Origin of the sequence: Nonomuraea sp. NPDC023979 (genome assembly GCF_040639085.1) — a bacterium.
Lineage (GTDB): Bacteria > Actinomycetota > Actinomycetes > Streptosporangiales > Streptosporangiaceae > Nonomuraea > Nonomuraea ceibae.
The window spans coordinates 534,429-552,179 of sequence record NZ_JBEZZG010000002.1; the positions used below are offsets into that span (position 1 = coordinate 534,429).

Annotated in this window: 18 protein-coding genes and 1 pseudogene; 10 read left to right on the top strand and 9 right to left on the bottom strand. The window is 72.2% G+C overall.

Annotation, left to right across the window (positions count from 1 at the left end):
- Nucleotides 1–4: 4 nt before the first annotated feature.
- On the bottom strand, nt 5–871 hold the full coding sequence (locus tag AB0G11_RS05725) for a fumarylacetoacetate hydrolase family protein (RefSeq protein ID WP_357584181.1): 867 nt from the start codon (nt 869–871) through the stop codon (nt 5–7).
- Nucleotides 872–907: 36 nt separating this feature from the next.
- Nucleotides 908–1,597 carry a Gfo/Idh/MocA family oxidoreductase gene (locus AB0G11_RS05730; RefSeq protein WP_357584328.1) on the bottom strand — a complete coding sequence of 230 codons (690 nt, stop codon included), beginning with the start codon at nt 1,595–1,597 and terminating at the stop codon, nt 908–910.
- A 108-nt stretch (nt 1,598–1,705) separates the two neighbouring features.
- Here AB0G11_RS05730 and AB0G11_RS05735 point away from each other — a divergent pair.
- Together AB0G11_RS05735 and AB0G11_RS05740 are read left to right on the top strand one after the other, a co-directional pair.
- Nucleotides 1,706–2,098, top strand: a pseudogene (locus AB0G11_RS05735) (zinc-binding dehydrogenase); the annotation flags it as partial.
- Nucleotides 2,099–2,106: 8 nt separating this feature from the next.
- A complete protein-coding gene (locus AB0G11_RS05740; RefSeq protein ID WP_357584183.1) occupies nt 2,107–2,817 on the top strand; it encodes an IclR family transcriptional regulator in 711 nt (236 codons plus the stop codon).
- 32 nt (nt 2,818–2,849) lie between these two features.
- Here AB0G11_RS05740 and AB0G11_RS05745 read toward each other — a convergent pair whose 3' ends face one another.
- On the bottom strand, nt 2,850–3,140 hold the full coding sequence (locus AB0G11_RS05745) for an antibiotic biosynthesis monooxygenase (RefSeq protein WP_219499911.1): 291 nt from the start codon (nt 3,138–3,140) through the stop codon (nt 2,850–2,852).
- A gap of 60 nt (nt 3,141–3,200) precedes the next feature.
- Here AB0G11_RS05745 and AB0G11_RS05750 point away from each other — a divergent pair, with 60 nt between their 5' ends.
- Both AB0G11_RS05750 and AB0G11_RS05755 read left to right on the top strand, forming a co-directional pair.
- Nucleotides 3,201–3,842 carry a TetR family transcriptional regulator gene (locus AB0G11_RS05750; protein ID WP_357584185.1) on the top strand — a complete coding sequence of 214 codons (642 nt, stop codon included), beginning with the start codon at nt 3,201–3,203 and terminating at the stop codon, nt 3,840–3,842.
- A gap of 163 nt (nt 3,843–4,005) precedes the next feature.
- Nucleotides 4,006–5,100 carry an acyltransferase gene (locus AB0G11_RS05755; protein WP_357584187.1) on the top strand — a complete coding sequence of 365 codons (1,095 nt, stop codon included), beginning with the start codon at nt 4,006–4,008 and terminating at the stop codon, nt 5,098–5,100.
- On the opposite strand, the gene AB0G11_RS05760 is transcribed toward AB0G11_RS05755, so the two are convergent.
- The 3 genes from AB0G11_RS05760 to AB0G11_RS05770 form a co-directional block, all read right to left on the bottom strand.
- Entirely contained in the window at nt 5,079–5,630 is a 552-nt protein-coding gene (locus tag AB0G11_RS05760; protein ID WP_357584189.1) for a dihydrofolate reductase family protein, read from the bottom strand. The two genes, AB0G11_RS05755 and AB0G11_RS05760, sit on opposite strands and share 22 nt — an antisense overlap.
- A 109-nt stretch (nt 5,631–5,739) precedes the next feature.
- On the bottom strand, nt 5,740–6,141 hold the full coding sequence (locus AB0G11_RS05765) for a hypothetical protein (protein WP_246643787.1): 402 nt from the start codon (nt 6,139–6,141) through the stop codon (nt 5,740–5,742).
- Nucleotides 6,142–6,237: 96 nt separating this feature from the next.
- On the bottom strand, nt 6,238–7,632 hold the full coding sequence (locus AB0G11_RS05770; protein WP_219499921.1) for an NAD(P)H-quinone dehydrogenase: 1,395 nt from the start codon (nt 7,630–7,632) through the stop codon (nt 6,238–6,240).
- Nucleotides 7,633–7,703: 71 nt separating this feature from the next.
- Between AB0G11_RS05770 and AB0G11_RS05775 the strand changes: the two genes are divergently transcribed.
- Nucleotides 7,704–8,156, top strand: a complete 453-nt coding sequence (locus tag AB0G11_RS05775) for a gamma-glutamylcyclotransferase (RefSeq protein WP_219499922.1) — start codon at nt 7,704–7,706, stop codon at nt 8,154–8,156.
- On the opposite strand, the gene AB0G11_RS05780 is transcribed toward AB0G11_RS05775, so the two are convergent.
- On the bottom strand, nt 8,149–9,450 hold the full coding sequence (locus AB0G11_RS05780; RefSeq protein ID WP_219499923.1) for an MFS transporter: 1,302 nt from the start codon (nt 9,448–9,450) through the stop codon (nt 8,149–8,151). The genes AB0G11_RS05775 and AB0G11_RS05780 overlap by 8 nt on opposite strands.
- Nucleotides 9,451–9,560: 110 nt before the next feature.
- Between AB0G11_RS05780 and AB0G11_RS05785 the strand changes: the two genes are divergently transcribed.
- From AB0G11_RS05785 to AB0G11_RS05805, 5 genes are all read left to right on the top strand, one after another.
- On the top strand, nt 9,561–10,541 hold the full coding sequence (locus AB0G11_RS05785; protein ID WP_357584191.1) for an Lrp/AsnC family transcriptional regulator: 981 nt from the start codon (nt 9,561–9,563) through the stop codon (nt 10,539–10,541).
- On the top strand, nt 10,538–11,842 hold the full coding sequence (locus tag AB0G11_RS05790) for a M20/M25/M40 family metallo-hydrolase (RefSeq protein WP_219499925.1): 1,305 nt from the start codon (nt 10,538–10,540) through the stop codon (nt 11,840–11,842). The genes AB0G11_RS05785 and AB0G11_RS05790 overlap by 4 nt, the downstream gene beginning before the upstream one ends.
- Nucleotides 11,843–11,844: 2 nt before the next feature.
- Entirely contained in the window at nt 11,845–12,648 is an 804-nt protein-coding gene (locus AB0G11_RS05795; RefSeq protein ID WP_357584193.1) for a purine-nucleoside phosphorylase, read from the top strand.
- Nucleotides 12,645–14,273 (top strand): phospho-sugar mutase, encoded by a 1,629-nt coding sequence (locus AB0G11_RS05800; RefSeq protein ID WP_357584195.1) that lies wholly within the window; start codon nt 12,645–12,647, stop codon nt 14,271–14,273. The genes AB0G11_RS05795 and AB0G11_RS05800 overlap by 4 nt, the downstream gene beginning before the upstream one ends.
- Before the next feature lie 68 nt (nt 14,274–14,341).
- Nucleotides 14,342–15,298 carry a LysR family transcriptional regulator gene (locus AB0G11_RS05805; protein WP_219499930.1) on the top strand — a complete coding sequence of 319 codons (957 nt, stop codon included), beginning with the start codon at nt 14,342–14,344 and terminating at the stop codon, nt 15,296–15,298.
- A 134-nt stretch (nt 15,299–15,432) separates the two neighbouring features.
- On the opposite strand, the gene AB0G11_RS05810 is transcribed toward AB0G11_RS05805, so the two are convergent.
- Both AB0G11_RS05810 and AB0G11_RS05815 read right to left on the bottom strand, forming a co-directional pair.
- The gene (locus AB0G11_RS05810; protein ID WP_357584197.1) at nt 15,433–17,181 is read right to left on the bottom strand and encodes an MFS transporter; all 1,749 of its coding nucleotides are present in this window, start codon (nt 17,179–17,181) and stop codon (nt 15,433–15,435) included.
- 66 nt (nt 17,182–17,247) lie between these two features.
- A complete protein-coding gene (locus AB0G11_RS05815; protein WP_357584199.1) occupies nt 17,248–17,730 on the bottom strand; it encodes a GyrI-like domain-containing protein in 483 nt (160 codons plus the stop codon).
- Nucleotides 17,731–17,751: the final 21 nt, after the last annotated feature.

Consider the following 17,751-nt stretch of genomic DNA (forward strand, 5'->3'; position numbering starts at 1 on the left):
GGGGTCAGGGGGCGGCGACGACGGCCTGGGTCTGGCGGCCGAGGCCGTCGATGCCGAGCTCCATGCGGTCGCCGGGCCGCAGGTAGACCGGCGGGTCGAAGCCCAGACCGACGCCCGCCGGGGTCCCCGTGTTGATGAGGTCGCCGGGTTCGAGGACCATGAACTGGCTCAGGTAGCGGACCACGTGGACGGGGTCGAAGAGCATGTCCGCCGTCGAGCCGGTCTGCCGCCGGACGCCGTTGACGTCCAGCCACATGCCCAGGCCGCTGACGTCGCCCGCCTCGTCCGCCGTGAGCAGCCACGGCCCGCACGGGTTGAACGTCTCGGCGGACTTGCCCTTGACCCACTGGCCGCCGCGGTTGAGCTGGAAGTCGCGCTCGCTGACGTCGTTGACCAGGACGTAGCCGGCGATCGAGGCGCGGGCCTCGTCGTCGCTGTCGAGGTAGCGGGCCCGCTTGCCGATGACGACGCCGAGCTCGACCTCCCAGTCGGTGGCCGTGGAGCCGCGCGGGATGCGCACGTCGTCGTCGAGCCCGACGAGGGTGTTCGGGGCCTTGGTGAAGATGATCGGCTCCTGCGGCGGCTCCTTGCCGGACTCCGCGGCGTGGTCGGCGTAGTTGAGGCCGACGCAGAGGATCTGGTGGGGCCGGGCGATCGGCGCGCCCACGCGCTCGCCGGCGAACCGCCGGACGTCCCCGGCGGCGGCCCGCTCGGCGACGGTGGCCGCGAGCGTGGCGAGGCCGGTGGTGCCGGTGGCGAGGAAGGTCCCGTCGAAGTCGGTGACGACGTCGGACACGTCGACGTAGGTGTCGGTGTCGATGGCGACGACCGGACGCTCCGCGCCCTGGTCGCCGATACGCATGAGTCGCATGAGGGTTCCAGATTCAGGGGTGGGTGGGGAGCGAGGTCACAGGCCCGCCGGGAGGCTGACGGTCTTGCCCGACTGGATGGACTCGTAGGCGGCCTCCACGATCCGCATGGCGTAGACGGTGTCGCCGGAGTCGATCAGCGGGGCGCGGCGCTCCACCAGCGAGCGCACGTAGTCGGTGACCTCGGTGAGGACGGACTCGTAGTGCCAGCCGCCCGGATGCCAGGCGTCGGGGCCGAACGGGACGCCGTCGACGGCCTCGCCCTTGTAGTCGTGCTGGCCGCGGAAGAGCTTGACCACGGGCTCGGACATCTGGTCGACGAGGATGCCGCCTTCGGTGCCGTACAGCTCCAGGCGCTCGCTGTGGGGGACCTCCGACACCGAGGTGAACCCGCAGGAGAAGTGGGCGCCGCTGCGCATCCGGCCGTACACCTCGGCGGTGTCCTCGATCTCGTTGTCGAGCGGGAAGACCTTCTTGGAGATGCCGGTCAGCTCGTCGAACTCGCCGAGCAGCCACTTGAGCAGGTAGAACGAGTGGGCGCCGGTGTCCATGACGAGGCCGCCGCCGAGGGCGTACTGGGTGCGCCAGTAGCCGGGCATCGACAGGTGGGCCTTCTCGTTGGAGCGCAGGTAGGTCCTGGCGTGGATGACCTCGCCGATCGCGCCTTCCTGGAGCAGCCGGTGCACGGTCTGGTAGGCGGCGATGTAGCGGGAGTTCTCGGCGACCATGAAGTGCACCCCGGCCTCGGCGGCCCGGCGCTGGATGGCCACCTGGTCGACGGCGGGGCGACCGCCGCCAACAGCGTCCGCGTCACGCTCGCCCGCGAACCGGGCCGCGTGCTCGTCCTCGGCGCCGGCCCGATCGGCCACCTCTGCGCCGAGCTGCTGCGGGTGCACGGCGTCCCCGTGCAGGCGGTCGAGCCCAACCCGTTGCGGCGCGAAGCCCTGCGGGCCATCGGCCACGACGTCGTGGACTCGGTCGAGGCCGCCGTCGCGCCCGTGGACGCGGTCATCGACTGCACCGGCGCGCCCTCGGTCCTCATGGCCGGCCTGCACGCCCTCGCGCCGCACGGCGCCTACGTGCTCGCCGGGTACGCGCGGGTGCCCGACGTGGACTTCGCGATCGTCTCCCGCAAGGAGGCCGAGATCCGCGGTGTCAGGTCGGGCCGCCGCGAGGACCTCGAATCGATCATCACGCTGGCCGCGGCGGGCCGCATCCAGCTTCCCCGGATCGCCCGATGGCCGCTGTCCGCCGCGAACGACGCGCTCACCGCGCTGCGCTCCGGGCAGGTGCCCAGCCCCTCACCGCCGCCGAGCTGGACGTCAACCGCAGCACCGCGCTGCGGCTGCTCGCCGAGCTCGTCGCCACCGGCTACATCGCGCGCAGCCCGGCGACCAAGCGGTACGCGACCGTCCCCGCGAAGTTCTACGGCCTGGTCCGGGCTCCGGAGACCGACTGGAGCCAGATCATCGACCCCGTCCTGGCGGCGGTCCGCGACGAGTGCGGCGACGCCACCATGCTCGCGGTCCCGGCCAACGACATGATGGTCTACCTGTCGTTCTTCCCGACCCGGCACATGGTGGCCGTCTCCGAGCAGCTGGGCACCACGCGGCCGATCCACTGCTCGGCGCTCGGCAAGGCCTACCTGTCGGCGCTCGATCCCGACAACCTCGACGCCCACCTGGCCCGGCTGTCGTACGCCAGCGGGACCGAATGGGCCTCGAAGACCCCGGCCGAGCTGCGGCGCCGCGTGGAGGAGTCGCGCAAGGCCGGTTACGCCGTGGATCGGGACGAGACTTTCGACGGAGTGCGGTGCGTGGCGGTGCCCGCCCGCATCCGGGGCAACCTGATCGGCGCGGCCGGGATCTCCGGGCCGTCCAGCCGGCTGCCTGACACCCGGATCGAAGAGCTGGGCGAATACCTGGCCGCGAGCCTGTCAGCCCTCTGACCGCGCCCCCGCCGGGCGCGGGGCCGGACGGGTCAGTGCTCGTCCAGGATCTCGATCACCTCCGCCGTGACGTCGCGGGTGAGCGCGAAGCCGGCGACGGCCTCGGGGGTGCTGGGCACCGCCTCGCGGGCGGCCCGCAGGCTGTCGGCGGACTCCCAGCGCCAGACGCCGACCCACGTCCCGTCGTCGAGCCGGCCGAGGCGTGCCTCGGTGAGCCCGGGGACGACCGCCCGGGTGGCGGCGACGAGGTCGGCGTGCCGGGCCCGGAGCCGCTCGGCGTCGGCGGGATCGGCCTGGAATCGGGTGACAGCTATGACCGGCATGGCTGGACCTTCTCTCTAGAGTTGACTTCTAGTGACTGAATCTAGAGATAAACTCTAGCCATGAGTGATGTCAAGCGCGTGAGCAAGCGGACGCAGAAGGCGCAGGAGACGCGCCGGCGCATCCTGGAGGCCGCCCTGGAGCTGTTCGCGCGGGACGGCTACGGCGCGACGAACCTCCAGGACGTCGCGGCCCTGGCCGGGGTCGCGGTGCAGACGATCTACTTCGTCTTCGGCAACAAGCGCACCCTGCTGAAAGAGCTGGTCGACGTGACGATCGCGGGCGACGACGAGCCCGTGGCCACGATGGACCGGCCGTGGTTCACCGAGGCGCTGGCCACCGCCACCGCCGATGACCTGCTGGCCGCCTACGTCACCGGCACCACCTCGATCCTGGAGCGGGTCGCCCCGATCGGCAAGGTCCTCGCCGGGGCGGCCGCGAGCGACCCGGAGGTCGCCGCCCTCTGGCCCGGCGTGGCGAACCCCCGCCACGCCGTCCACCGGAAGGCGGCCGAGGCGCTGACCGGCAAGCCGGGAGCGCGGGCGGACGTGCCCGCGGACGAGGCCGCCGACGTGCTCTACGCGCTGCTCAGCCCGGAGCTCTACCTGCTGCTCGTGCGCGAGCGCGGCTGGCCGCGCGAGCGCTGGGAGCGCTGGGCCACCCGCACGCTGCGCGCCCAGCTCTGCTCGCCGCAGGGGGCCTGACCAGGCACACGACGACCTCGGTGGTGCGGGCTGCCCGGCGGCCTTACCACCTGCTGTACCCCGGTTCCGGGCGCGTGCGGGAAAGACCCGTGGGGGCGCCGGCTGGTGTGCTTGATCACCGGCAGCCCACCCGGCGTCCCACGCCCGTCCCCACGAGGTCATCGTGTCCCTCACGAACCACCCGGCCGCCGGTCACGGACGTCACCGTCTCCACCGTGAGCAGGCCAGGCGTGACCGGCTGTACGAGATCGACGCGCTGCGCATCAGCGCGGCCGTCGCGGTGGTCGTCTACCACTACGTCTTCTCCGGCCCGGAGAGCGGCGACAGCCCGCTCTCCTTCCCCGCCGCCGGCGAGGTCGCCAGGTACGGCTACCTGGGCGTGGACCTGTTCTTCATGATCAGCGGCTTCGTGGTGCTGCTCAACGCCTGGGACCGCGGGCCCCGGGCGTTCCTGGTGTCGCGGATCGTCCGCCTCTACCCCGCCTACTGGGTCGCCGTCACGATCACCGCCGTCGTCTCGGCGACCCTCTCCCAGGGGCAGTTCCCCGTCACGCTCGTCCAGTACGCCGCCAACCTGACGATGTTCAACGCCCTGCCCGACATCCCGAACGTCGACGTCGTCTACTGGACGTTGTGGGCCGAGATCAGGTTCTACGCGCTCATCCTCGCCCTGACCTGGTTCGGCGTGACGCGGGGCCGGGTGACCGCGATGCTGTGGGGCTGGCTGGCGCTCACGTTCCTGGTGCAGGCCGGCGTGCTGCCCCCGGTCGCCGACCTGGTGGTGCAGTCGGAGTTCGCGCACTACTTCATCGCCGGCATGGCCCTGTGCCTGGTCTACCGCGACGGCCTGACGCCGCAGCCCGGCCTGATCATCGGGCTCTGCCTGGGCAACGCGCTCCACCGGGGCGTCGCCTTCGCCGGCAAGGTCGGCGAACGCTACGGCACGGAGATCGCGCCGGTCGTCGTGGTGACCGTCATCGTCGCGATCTTCGTGGTGATGACGCTGATCGCGCTGCGCGTCACCCGGCCGCTGGGCCGCCCCTGGTTCGCCGTGCCGGGCGCGCTGACGTACCCGCTCTACCTCGTCCACGCGCACGTCGGCTTCGTGATCTTCACCGGGCTCGGCGACCGCGTGCCGCCGTACGTCCTGCTGGGCGGCACGATCGCGCTGATGGGCCTGGTCGCGTACGCGATCCACGTGCTGGCCGAGCGGCCGCTGGCCGGGGTGCTGAAACGCTACTTGGCGACCGGCCGGTAGGTGGCGACGATCACGCCGCTCTTCATCACCTTGGCGTCGATCAGCTCGAACGTCGTGCGGACGTCGCTCAGCGGCGCGGACAGCGACGGCCCGCCCTCGAACACCGGGTGGATCCAGAGCCGGACCTCGTCCACCAGCCCGGCCTTGACCAGGGCGTGGGTGACCTCGCCGTAGCCGTACATGAGGATGTCGCCGCCCTCCTGGGCCTTCAGCGCGGTGACCGCCTCGACCAGGTCGCCCTGCAGCACCTCGGTGTTCTTCCAGGCCGGGTCGGTGAGGGTGGTCGAGGCCACGTACTTCTTGACGTTGTTGAAGTAGGCGGCGCCCGTCTCCGGGTCGTTCTCGTCCCGCTCGGGCCACGTCGCGGCGAAGCCCTCGTAGGTGCGCCGGCCCATGAGCAGCGCGTCGGCCGCCGCGGTCTGCTCACCGGCGAGCGCGCCGGCCTCCTCGTCGAAGTACGGCATGGTGAAGGAGGGGTCCTCGATGGCGCCGTCGAGGGACATGTAGGTCGAGCTGATGAGCTTGCGCATGATGGCTGTTCTCCAGGTCCGTGTCGCGTTTCCTTGTGACACCTGAAGTCTGCCGGACGCCGCTTACGCTTCCCTTCAGGGCGCCTTACGACGGCCGTGAACCCGGAGGTCAGATCTCCTTGGCCTCGCGGCCGTGCACGATCAGCGCGTAGATGACCAGCACGTCGACCGCGATGACGGCCAGCGACCACCACGGGTTCACGCCGATCCAGGTGAGCTGGGTCATCGCGTTCAGCATGACCAGCACCACGGCGACCACCCGGGCCCACGTCTGCCCGACGGTCACTGCCAGCCCGGCGAAGAACAGCACGATGCCGAAGAGCAGGTGCAGCCATCCCCAGGTGGACACGTCGAACAGCAGCAGCCGCAGCGGCGTGCGCACGTAGACGTCGTCGTTGATGACCGCCGACAGCCCGCCGATGATGTTGAACACCCCCGACATGATCATCAGAAGGCCGGCGAACCACACCCAGCCCACCCAGCCCGTCACGGGCCTGCTCTGATAAGTCATGACTCCCCCCGAAGTCTTCCGCCCCTGCCTGCGCAGAGACTGTGACCTGGACATTCCCCCCTATGGGGTCATTCATCCAGGCTTCGGGGGCGGGGGTCAGATGCCGATGGACGCCTCGGGCTGCATGAGCCGGCGCGCCGCCTCGGTGATCGAGCCCGACAGCGACGGGTAGACGGCGAACGTGTGGGCGAGCTGCCCGACCGTCAGGCGCTGCTGCACCGCCACCGACACGGCCAGGATCAGCTCAGAGGCCCGGGGCGCCACGACGACGCCGCCGAGCACGATGCCGGTGTGCGGGCGGCAGAACAGCTTGATGAAGCCGTCGTTGAAGCCCGACATCTTGGCCCGCGCGTTGGTCGCCAGCGGCAGCTTGACCACGTTCGCCTCGATCTCACCGGCTTCGATCGCCCGCTGGGCGACGCCGACGGCGGCGATCTCCGGGTCGGTGAAGATGTTGGAGGCCACCGTGGCCAGCCGGAGCGGCTGCACGGCCTCGCCGAGCGCGTGCCACACGGCGATGCGGCCCTGCATGGCTGCGACGGAGGCGAGCATGAGCACGCCGGTGCAGTCGCCGGCCGCGTAGACGCCGGGCGCGGAGGTGCGCGAGACCTTGTCGACCTTGACGAACCCGCCCCGGTCGAGCTGGACGCCGGCCTCCTCCAGGCCGATGCCGCCGGTGTTGGGCACCATGCCGACGGTCATGAGCGCGTGGGAGCCCTCGGCGGTGCGGCCGTCCTCCAGGGTGACGACGACGCCGTCGGCGGTGCGCTTGACGGAGGAGGCGCGGGTGCGGCCCATGACGTTCATGCCGCGGCGGCGGTAGACCTCTTCGAGCACCTCGGCGCCGTCGGCGTCCTCGTTGGGCATCATGCGGTCGCGGCTGGAGACCAGCGTGACCTCGGCCCCGAGCGAGCGGTAGGCGCCGGCGAACTCGGCCCCGGTGACGCCGGACCCGATGACGATCAGGTGCTCGGGCAGCTTGTCGAGGTCGTAGAGCTGGCGCCAGTTGAGGATGCGCTCGCCGTCGGGCTCGGCGCCCGGCAGGATGCGCGGGGTCGCGCCGGTGGCGATCAGGACCACGTCGGCGCGGATGGTGCGGTCGCCGGCCTTGACCACCTGCGGGTCGACGAGCCGGCCCCGGGCCTTGATGATCTCGACGCCCTCGGCCTGGACGCGGGTGGCGATGTCGGCCGACTGCGCCTGGGCGAGCTCCTTGACGCGCTTGTTGACCAGCGGCAGGTCGACGTGCGCCGCGCCGATGTCGCCGTCGGCGCCGCCGGTGAAGGCGACGCCCAGCGACGGCGCGTCGAGCAGCGCCTGCTTGCGGACGGAGGTGGCGATCAGCGTCTTGGAGGGCACGCAGTCGGTCAGCACGCAGGCGCCGCCGGGGCCGTCCTGCTCGACCATCGTGACTTGCGCGCCTAGTTGCGCGGCCACCAGCGCCGCCTCGTAGCCGCCTGGTCCGCCACCGATGATCGCAATCCTCGTCACGTTCCCATTGTCCCGCATCGCCTGAGCTGCTGACGAACGGGGCGGGCCACCGCGCGCTACTCTTGGCTGCTGTGCCTGTTTACGCCGCCTACGGCAGCAACATGGACCCGGAGCAGATGGCCATGCGCGCCCCTCACTCCCCGGTGCGGGGCGTGGGCTGGCTGCCCGGCTGGCGTCTGACCTTCGGCGGGGAGATCTTCGGCTGGGAAGGCGCGATCGCCACCATCGTGGAGGACCCGGAGGACCACGTCTTCGTCGTCCTCTATGACGTGCCGGAGTTCGACGAGACCTCGCTCGACCAGTGGGAGGGCGCCTCGCGGGGCCTGTTCCACAAGGTGCGGCTGCGGGTGCAGACGCTCGACGGCGAGGTCGTGGCCTGGGTCTACGTGCTCGACGGCTACGAGGGCGGCCTGCCGTCGGCGCGCTACCTCGGCGTGCTGGCCGACGCCGCCGAGCGGGCCGGCGCGCCCGACGACTACGTCAAAGAGCTGCGCGGCCGGCCCTGCAAGAGCTCGCCTAGCTGAGCGGCTGGTCCTTCGTCTCCTTCAGCGCGAACACGTACACCAGCGTGGAGATCAGCGCGAGCGCGGACATGTACCAGGGGAACAGGTAGGAGGCGTCGGCGTCCTTCATCGCGGTGCCGATCAGCGGCGCCGTGCCGCCGAAGATCGCCACGGTCAGCGAGTACGGGAAGCCCGCGCCGGCCGCCCGGACCCGGGTCGGGAACAGCTCGGAGTTCACCGCGGCCGAGATCGAGGTGAAGCAGCCGAGGAAGACCATGCCGATGAGCTGGATGACCAGCAGGCTGGCGAACGCGTCGGTCAGCAGGCCGAGCAGCGGCACCGGCAGGATCGTGAACCCGAGGCCGAAGGTGATCAGCATCGGCTTGCGCCCGATCTTGTCCGACAGCATGCCGAGCAGCGGCTGCAGCACCATGAAGAAGACCAGCGAGATCGTGCCCACGGTGAGCGAGTCGGCCTTGTCGAAGTTCACGTTCTGCTGGGCGTAGGTCGGCAGGAACGTGGTCCACGTGTAGTAGGCGACGGTGCCGGCGATCGTGATGCCGACGATGAGCGCGGCCTTGCTCGGGTAGCGCACCAGGAACTCGAAGAGCTTGGGCCGCTCAGCCCGGCCTTCCTGGATGTCGGTGGCGACGGTGCTGGTCTCCTCGGCGCCCTTGCGGATCCACAGGCCGACGAGGCTGATCAGCGCGCCGAACAGGAACGGGATGCGCCAGCCGTAGGAGTCCATGGCCGATTCGGCGAGCAGCGTGGCGAGCAGCGCGGCCAGGCCGGAGGCGAGGAGCTGGCCGATGGTGGTGCTCACGTACTGGAAGCTGGAGAACAGGCCGCGGCGGCCGGGCGGCGCCGACTCGACGAGGAACGTGGTGGCGGCGGCGAACTCGCCGCCCACCGACAGGCCCTGGATCAGCCGCGCCAGCGTGAGGATGATCGGCGCGAGCACCCCGGCCTGCGCGTACGTGGGCGTCACGGCGAGGATCAGCGACCCGACGCCCATCAGGATGATCGTGAACGTCATCGCCGCCTTGCGGCCGAACCGGTCGGCGAACGCGCCCACCAGCAGGCCGCCCAGCGGGCGCATGAAGAAGCCGACCGCGAACACGGCGAACGCGCTGAGCACCGGGACCAGGGGGTTGCCGCTGTCGGGGAAGATCTGTTGCGAGAAGTACACCGCCAGGAACGAGTACGCGTACCAGTCGTACCACTCGACGACGTTGCCGACGCTGGCGGCGAACAACTGGCGGACGCGGCTCTTCGGAATGCCGATGGGCGAAGAGGCAAGGGGGGAGGTCGCCACGTGGGCTCCTTTGCTGAACAGAGCGGAGATGGCCTACTGTGCATTCGGACGACCGAAACAGTCAAATATCTCGCCATATATTTACGAACCCGACACAGATAAGGCTCTCTGTGGATGTTCTCGACCGGCGGCTGATCGCCGCACTCCAGGTCAGCCCCCGCGCCCCCTGGGGCGAGATCGGCCGGGCGATCGGCGAGCACGAACGGACCGTCGCCCGCCGCCTGCAACGGCTCCTGGCCGAGGGCGTGGTGCGCGTCACCGCCATCTACGACGACCTGCGCTCGGGTCACGGCCGTCCCGTCCACCTGCACGCCCAGGTGCGCCCCGGAATGGCGCGCAAGGTCGCCGAAGCCCTCGCCGCCCGGCCCGACACCCGGTCCGTCTACTCCCTGACCGGCGCCACCGACGTCGGCAGCGAGCTCGTCGCCCCCTCCCGCGAGGACCTGCACGACATCCTGTCCGCGCAGATCAGCGCCATCGACGGCGTCGCCCAGACGCAGACCCAGGTCGTCCTGCACACCTTCCGCACCGTCGCCGAATGGCACGCCCCCTACCTCACCGAGCAGGAGGTCGCCGAGCTGCGGCCCCCGCCGCCCGCCGAGTGCCTGCCCGACGAGGACGGCCTGTCCCCGCTGGAGCAGGAGATCGCCGAACTGCTGGCCGCCGACGGGCGGATCGCGTTCACCACGATCGCCGAACGGCTCGACCTGTCCGTGCCCACCGCCAGGCGCCGCGTCGCCTCCCTGCTCGAACGGCGGGTGCTGCTCCCCCGGGCCGAGGTCGAGCCCGCGCTGATCGGTCTGGCCGTCGAGGCCCAGCTCTGGCTCAAGGTCCGCCCGTACGGGCTGGACCGGGTCGGGCAGACGCTGGCCGCGCACCCCAACGTGCGCTACTGCGCCGCCACCACCGGGACGCACGCGCTGATCGTCCAGGTCGCCACCGCGCACGAGGCCGACCTGTACCGGTTCCTGTCGGGCGTCGTCGGGTTGCTCGACGAGGTCACCGACGTCAATGTCACTCTCATAACCCGCGCCTACAAGCGCGGGCATCTGCACAAGTCCGGCCTGCTCACCTTGGAGAGAACACCATGACCCCTGCCGAGCACGAGGTAGCCGACCTCTGCGTGGAGCTCATCCGCGTCGACAGCAGCAACTACGGGGACGGCTCCGGCCCCGGCGAGCGGGCCGCGGCCGAGGTGGTGATGGCGAGGCTGGCCGAGGTCGGCGTCGAGGCCACCTACATCGAGAGCGCCCCCGGCCGGGGCAACGTGATCACCCGCGTCGAGGGCTCGGACCCGTCGCTCCCGGCCCTGCTCGTGCACGGCCACCTCGACGTGGTCCCCGCCAACGCGGCCGACTGGACCGTCGACCCGTTCGCCGGCGAGGTGCGCGACGGCTACATCTGGGGCCGGGGCGCGGTCGACATGAAGGACATGGACGCGATGATGCTGGCCGTGCTGCGCCAGCTCAAGCGCGAGGGCCGCAGGCCGCGCCGCGACCTGGTGTTCGCCTGGGTCGCCGACGAGGAGGCCGGCGGCGTCTACGGCGCCAAGCACCTGACGAAGCACCACCCCGAGCTGTTCGAGGGCGTCACCGAGGCGATCAGCGAGGTCGGCGGCTACTCGCTGGAGGTCGACCCGTCGCTGCGGCTCTACCTCATCGAGACCGCCCAGAAGGGCCTCGCCTGGATGAAGCTGATCGCCGACGGCACCGCTGGCCACGGCTCCATGCTCAACTCCGACAACGCGGTCACCGAGATCGCCAAGGCCGTGGCCAGGATCGGCGCCCACGACTGGCCGATCACCCTCACGCCGACCGTGCGCCGCTTCCTCACCGAGGTCGCCGACGCGTTCGGGCTGCCGTTCGACGAGACGGACCCGGCGCCCATCCTGGACAAGATCGGGCCGCTCGTCCGGTTCGTCGGCGCCACGCTCAACCACACCGCCAACCCGACCCAGCTCGACGCCGGCTACAAGTCGAACGTCATCCCCGGCCAGGCCACCGCCGTGGTCGACGGGCGCTTCCTGCCGGGCCACGAGGACGACTTCTTCAAGACCATCGACACGCTCATCGGGCCGAAGGTGCGCCGCGAGTTCGTGCACCACGACATCGCGCTGGAGACCACGTTCGACGGCGCCCTGGTCGAGTCGATGATCGAGGCGCTCAAGGCCGAGGACCCGACCGCCCGCGCGGTGCCCTACTGCATGTCGGGCGGCACCGACAACAAGACCTTCTTCGCCGACCTGGGGGTGCGCGGGTTCGGGTTCGTGCCGCTGCGGCTGCCCGCGGACATGGACTTCGCCTCGATGTTCCACGGCGTGGACGAGCGGGTCCCGGTCGAGGCCCTGCAGTTCGGGGTGCGGGTCCTGGACAGGCTCCTCCTAAACTACTAAGGGTGACTAACGACCCGTACACCCTGGCCGGGGAGGCCGCCGCGGCGCTGAAGGCCGCGGCTGGTCTCGACACCTTCGACGTGGCCCTCGTGATGGGCTCCGGCTGGGTGCCGGCCGCCGACGCGATCGGCGCGACGGTCGCCGAGATCCCGTTCACCGACCTGCCCGGCTTCTCGGCGCCCGCCGTGGCCGGGCACGGCGGCAAGATCCGCGTCATCCGCACCGGCGGCGGCCGCCACGCGCTGGTCTTCCTCGGCCGCAGCCACCTGTACGAGGGCCGCGGCGTCGACTCCGTCGTCCACGGCGTGCGCACCGCCGCGGCGGCCGGGGTGCGCACGGTCGTGCTGACCAACGCGGCCGGCGGGCTGCGGCCCGAGACGCAGAAGGTCGGCGACCCCGTCCTGATCAGCGACCACATCAACCTGACCGGCGTCAACCCGATCACCGGCACCACGTTCCTCGACCTGACCGAGGTCTACTCCAAGCGGCTGCGCGAGCTGGTCCGCGAGATCGACCCGAGCCTCGACGAGGGCGTCTACGTGGCCTTCCGCGGCCCCACCTACGAGACGCCCGCCGAGATCCGCATGCTGCGCACGCTGGGCGGCGACATGATCGGCATGTCCACCGTGCTGGAGGCCATCGCGGCCCGCGAGGCCGGGCTGGACGTGCTCGGCGTCTCCCTCGTCACCAACCCCGGGGCCGGGCTGGCGGGCGACCCGCTCGACCACGAGGAGGTCCTGGAGGTCGGCCGCGCCACCGCCACCCGGATGGGCGAGCTGCTGGCCAAGGTGGTCGACCGGCTGTGAGCCTCACCGACCGGGCCCGCGCCTGGCTGGCGCAGGACCCCGACCCCGACACGCGCGCCGAGCTGTCGGCGCTGCTGGAGCGCGGCGACACCGCGGCCCTGCGCGACCGGTTCGACGCCAAGCTGGAGTTCGGCACCGCCGGGCTGCGCGGCGAGCTCGGCGCCGGCCCCAACCGGATGAACCGGGTCACGGTCATGCGCGCCGCCGCCGGGCTCGCCCGGGTGCTCGGCCCCGGCAAGCACGTGGTGATCGGCTACGACGCCCGCCACAAGTCCGACGTGTTCGCCCGCGACACGGCGGCCGTGCTCACCGGCGCCGGGCTGCACGCCTCGCTGCTGCCCGGCCCGCTGCCCACGCCGGTGCTCGCCTTCGCCGTGCGCCACCTCGACGCCGACGCCGGCGTCACCGTCACCGCCAGCCACAACCCGCCGCGCGACAACGGCTACAAGGTCTACTGGGGCGACGGCTCCCAGATCGTGCCGCCGATCGACAGCGAGATCTCCGCCGCCATCGACGCCGTGGGCCCGGTGGACGAGCTGCCGCTGCACGGCCCCGGCTCGCTGACGGAGCTGGGCGACTCCATCGTCGACGACTACATCGACGCGGTCGTCGCGCTGCCGCTCGGCGACGCCCGCGACCTGCGCGTGGCCTACACGCCGCTGCACGGCGTCGGCTCCGCCACGCTGACCGGCGCCTTCCTCGCGGCCGGGTTCGAGACCCCGATGGCCGTCGAGGAGCAGCGCAACCCCGACCCGGACTTCCCCACCGTGGCGTTCCCCAACCCGGAGGAGCCGGGCGCGATGGACCTGGCCGTCGCCCTGGCCCGCAAGCTGGGCTCCGACCTGGTGCTGGCCAACGACCCCGACGCCGACCGCTGCGCCGTGGCCGTGCCGCTCGGCGACGGCGCGTTCCGCATGCTGACCGGCGACGAGGTGGGCGGCCTGCTCGCCGAGCACGTCATCACCCACACCACCGGCGACCGCATGGTGGCGACCACGATCGTCTCCTCGACCCTGCTGTCCAAGATCGCCCACGCCCACGGCGTCCGCTACGGCGAGACGCTGACGGGCTTCAAGTGGATCATCAAGGCGGGTCCCGGCCTGGTCTTCGGCTACGAGGAGGCGATCGGCTACAGCGTCGGCTCGGCCGAGGGGCTGCCGGTGCGCGACAAGGACGGCATCGGCGCCGCCCTCACCGTCGCCGCCGTGGCCGCCGAGGCCAAGCGCGCCGGCCGTACCCTGCTGGACCTGCTCGACAACCAGGCCCGCCGCTACGGGCTGCACGCCACCTCGCAGCTCTCCGTCCGGGTGGACGACCTGTCGCTGATCGCCGGCGCCATGTCCCGCCTGCGCGCCGCGCCCCCGTCCGAGCTCGGTGGCCGTACGGTGACGCGGGTCGACGACCTGAGCCGGGGCGACGGCGGGCTGCCGCCGACGGACGGGCTCCGGTTCACGCTGTCGGGCGACGCCCGCGTGGTGGTCCGCCCGTCGGGCACCGAGCCGAAGCTCAAGTGCTACCTGGAGGTGGTGGTCCCGGTGACCGGCGAGGTCGCCGAGGCCCGCGCCGAGGCCGACCGCGACCTCGCCGCGCTGAAGACCAACGTGGCGGAGGCGCTGGGCCTCTGACCCCGGGGCGCGCACAACCGGTGCACAGCCGGACACAACCATCGGTTGTGCGCCCCTAGGGTGGCCGCGTGGACACCGAGGCATGGCGATCGTTCGTCCGGGCGGCCGAGCTCGGGCAGGTGCAGCAGGCCGCCGACGAGCTGGGCGTGAGCCAGCAGGCGGTCTCCAAACGGATCGCCGCCCTGGAGCGCGAGCTGGGGGTCCGGCTGTTCGCCCGCACCCCGCGCGGGGTCGAGCTGACACTCGACGGCCAGGCGTTCCTCCCGCACGCGCGCGGCGTCGTCGCCGGGATCGACCGCGCCGTCGCCGCGGTCAGGCCGGGCTCGCGCGCCCTGCGGATCGACGTCCTCGGCAGGCGCAGCGCGCAGGCCGTCGTCCTGCACGACTACTGGCGCGCCCGCCCCGGGACCGACCTCGACGTGGTGACGCTCCGGGTCGACGACCCGCGCGCGGCCGCCGCCGCCGTCGAGGCCGGCGAGGTGGACGCCTCGTTCCGCACCGTCACCGACCCGGCCGCGCTGCCGCGCGACCTGCGCATGATCCACGCGTTCTCCTCACCGCTGCAGCTCCTCACCGGCCCGCGCCACCCGCTCGCCGCCGCCCGCCGGCTCACGCCGGCGCAACTGCGCAAGCACCGGATCTGGATGCCCGGCATCGCGCCCCGCAGCGAGTGGTCGGAGTTCTACGACGAGCTCGCCACCGCGTTCGACCTGCGGATCGACGCGGCGGGCCCGCACTTCGGCGACGAGGTGCTGCTCGACGCCCTCGCCGACTCCGCCGACGTGGCCACCCTCGTCGGGGTGCGCGACCGGTACGTGTGGCCGGCGGGCCACGACCTGCGCCGCATCCCCATCGCCGGCCCGGCCCTCGTGTATCCGCTCTCGCTCATCCTCCCCCGGGCCAATCCGCACCCGGGACTGCACGGGATCATCGCCCACCTCGCGAGCCTGCCGGGGCCGCCCGAGCCCGCCTGGCTGCCGTCCTGGGCGGCTGCGACGCACGAGGAGGTGGGCCATGCCCGGTGACCGGCTGACACGCGTCCACAGCCCCGAGTTCCTGGCGATGGCCGAGCGGGTCCGGCGCGCCACCAAGCTGACCTCCCGGCTGAACGTGCGCCGTGCACCGGCACTGGTGAACGCCCCCTCCCGGGCTCCCGTGCTCACGCCTTCGGCGCCCGCTCAGGCAGCCGGGCGAACCCCGCGGCAGCGGCCAGCACCACAGCCGCCACCACCCACCACGCCGCCCCGGCCCCGAGGCTCATGGCCAGCGGCGCCAGCGTCAGATTCGCCAGAGCCGCGCCCCCGGACCCGGCCAACGACGAGGCCGAGGCCACGGTGGCCCGCTCGTCCGAGCCGACTCGATGGTGAGCCAGCTCCGCCCTGAGCACGCCGTAAGCTCCCAACCCCACGAAGAACCCCACGTAGGGCACACCCGCCAGCACCACCCCCGCCACTCCCCCCATGCCGACGGCCGCCGCCCCACCCAGCCCACCCAGCGCGACCGCCGCAACCAGCAACCCACCCACCGCCCCCCGCACCGACCCCCGCACAGCCCCCTGCACCGTCCCCCGCACCATGTCCTCGCCCCGGACAGTCCCGCCCTCCGGGGCCGCGCCGCCCTTCCCGGCGGGCTCGCCCTCCCGGGTTTCCCCAGCGTCCGGAGCCGCCGCTCCGCCCCGAGCAGCCCCACCGTCCCCGTCCAGTTCGGCGCTCCGAGCGGCCGCGCTGTCCTGGGCTGCCGTGCCGTCCCCGGCCTCCGTGCCCCTCCGGACCGCAGCAGCGGGGTCGGCAGTCGCAGAGGCAGGGCCGCCCGCAGGGCAGTGGGCTGCCGTAGCGGGGTCGGGGGCCTTAGTGGGATCGGGGGCCGTAGCCGGGTCGGGGGCCGTAGCGGGGAGGGCGGTCGTAGCGGGGAGGGCGGTCGTTGCGGGGAGGGCGGTCGTTGGGGGGAGGGCGGTCGTTGGGGGGAGGGCGGTCGTAGCTGGGCGGGTGGGGGTGAGGTGGCGGGCCAGGGTAGGAGCGAGGGCGCTGCCCAGGGCGCTGCCGGCGAAGCCCAGGGCGGACACGATCGCGTAGGCGGTGGCTCCCCCTTCGCCCGAGCCGGTGAGCTCGGCCAGGTGGCCGGGCACCAGCAGCTCGATGCAGGTGAGCGCCATCCCGACCACCGCCGCGACCAGCACCAGCCGCCGCAGCGGCCCGTCATGCACCGCGACCCGCACCCCGGCTGCCACCGTGACCGGCACGCCGCGCAGCACCACCGCCACCGAGGCAGGCGGCCGGGGCGGCTCCGGCATGGCGATCAGCACGACCACCAGCCACACCAGCGCGGCGACCGCCCCGAGCAGCGCGGGCAACGCCAGCGGGTCAAGCCACCCGGCCCCCGCCATGCCGGTCCCCACGCCGGCCCCCATGCCGCTGTCCATCCCGGCGGCTTCGGCTGCGAGCGGGAGGAAGCCGCCCGCCAGCACGCCGACGCCGAGCGCGACGTCCTCCATGACGTGCCCCCGAGACAGGCCAGGCCGCAGGTCGGCGCCGGGCCCCTCGACGGCGTGCAGCGTGTCCACGAACCACGCCTCCGCGGGCCCGCTGGACAGCGCCCGCGCCACTCCCAGCACCGCGCCGGCCACCGTGAACGCCCACCAGGTGCCCGCCACCGCGAGCAGCACCAGCGCGAGGGCGGTGCAGGCGGCGGAGGCGGCGAGCACCACCCGGCGCCCCACCACGTCGGCCAGCCCGCCGGTGGGCAGCTCCAGCCCGGCGATGACCAGCGAGTAGACGGTCATGACCACGCCGACCTGCACGATGGTCAGGCCCCGGTCCAGCATGAGCAGCACCAGCGGCGCGATCATCAGCCCGGCGGGCAGCCAGGTGAGAAAGCTGACGAGGGCGTAACGGCGGCACACGTCGTCCATGCCGTCACCCTAGACCGCAAAGCAAATTTTGCAAAGAGAATTTTGCGGCCTAGGGTCTGGAAGCCGTCAGGCCAGTTTGAACTGCAGCTCGGTCTCCCACTTGTTCATGTCGGGCTGCTCCTCCGGGTTCGTGTGGTAGAGCTCCAGGCGGCTGTCCCAGTGCTCGCCGTCCGGCTCCTCGCTCATGGCGAAGCGCAGCTCCCGCTCACGCGCCCAGTCGAGCAGCTCGCCGGTGACGGCCATGAGGCCGTCGGGGTGGCCGACGTGGAGGGTACGGACGTAACGGCCCGCCGGGAGCACCCCGGCGATGAACTCGCCCTCGCCCGCCACCGGCTCGTGCACCGGCACCCCGGCCTCCACCACCAGGTCGCCGTCCAGGTCGATGACCAGGTAGCGGAAGAACGGCCCGCCGGCGGGCGGCGTGCCCCGCTCGGCCAGCCAGCCGTACAGCTCGCCGATCCGGTCGGCGACCAGGTGGAAGGTCGTCATGGTGATGGTCTTGCGGATCCCGAGGTAGTGACGCTCGGGACACTCGATGATCTCTGGCATGTTTTCCTCCTTCACCCATTA

What these genes read in the sequence shown, in the direction of transcription:
- AB0G11_RS05725 (WP_357584181.1), bottom strand. Translation starts at nt 871, where the DNA reads ATGCGACTCATGCGTATCGGCGACCAGGGCGCGGAGCGTCCGGTCGTC.
- AB0G11_RS05730 (WP_357584328.1), bottom strand. Translation starts at nt 1,597, where the DNA reads ATGGTCGCCGAGAACTCCCGCTACATCGCCGCCTACCAGACCGTGCAC.
- AB0G11_RS05740 (WP_357584183.1), top strand. Translation starts at nt 2,107, where the DNA reads ATGGCCGCTGTCCGCCGCGAACGACGCGCTCACCGCGCTGCGCTCCGG.
- AB0G11_RS05745 (WP_219499911.1), bottom strand. Translation starts at nt 3,140, where the DNA reads ATGCCGGTCATAGCTGTCACCCGATTCCAGGCCGATCCCGCCGACGCC.
- AB0G11_RS05750 (WP_357584185.1), top strand. Translation starts at nt 3,201, where the DNA reads ATGAGTGATGTCAAGCGCGTGAGCAAGCGGACGCAGAAGGCGCAGGAG.
- AB0G11_RS05760 (WP_357584189.1), bottom strand. Translation starts at nt 5,630, where the DNA reads ATGCGCAAGCTCATCAGCTCGACCTACATGTCCCTCGACGGCGCCATC.
- AB0G11_RS05765 (WP_246643787.1), bottom strand. Translation starts at nt 6,141, where the DNA reads ATGACTTATCAGAGCAGGCCCGTGACGGGCTGGGTGGGCTGGGTGTGG.
- AB0G11_RS05790 (WP_219499925.1), top strand. Translation starts at nt 10,538, where the DNA reads ATGACCCCTGCCGAGCACGAGGTAGCCGACCTCTGCGTGGAGCTCATC.
- AB0G11_RS05810 (WP_357584197.1), bottom strand. Translation starts at nt 17,181, where the DNA reads ATGGACGACGTGTGCCGCCGTTACGCCCTCGTCAGCTTTCTCACCTGG.
- AB0G11_RS05815 (WP_357584199.1), bottom strand. Translation starts at nt 17,730, where the DNA reads ATGCCAGAGATCATCGAGTGTCCCGAGCGTCACTACCTCGGGATCCGC.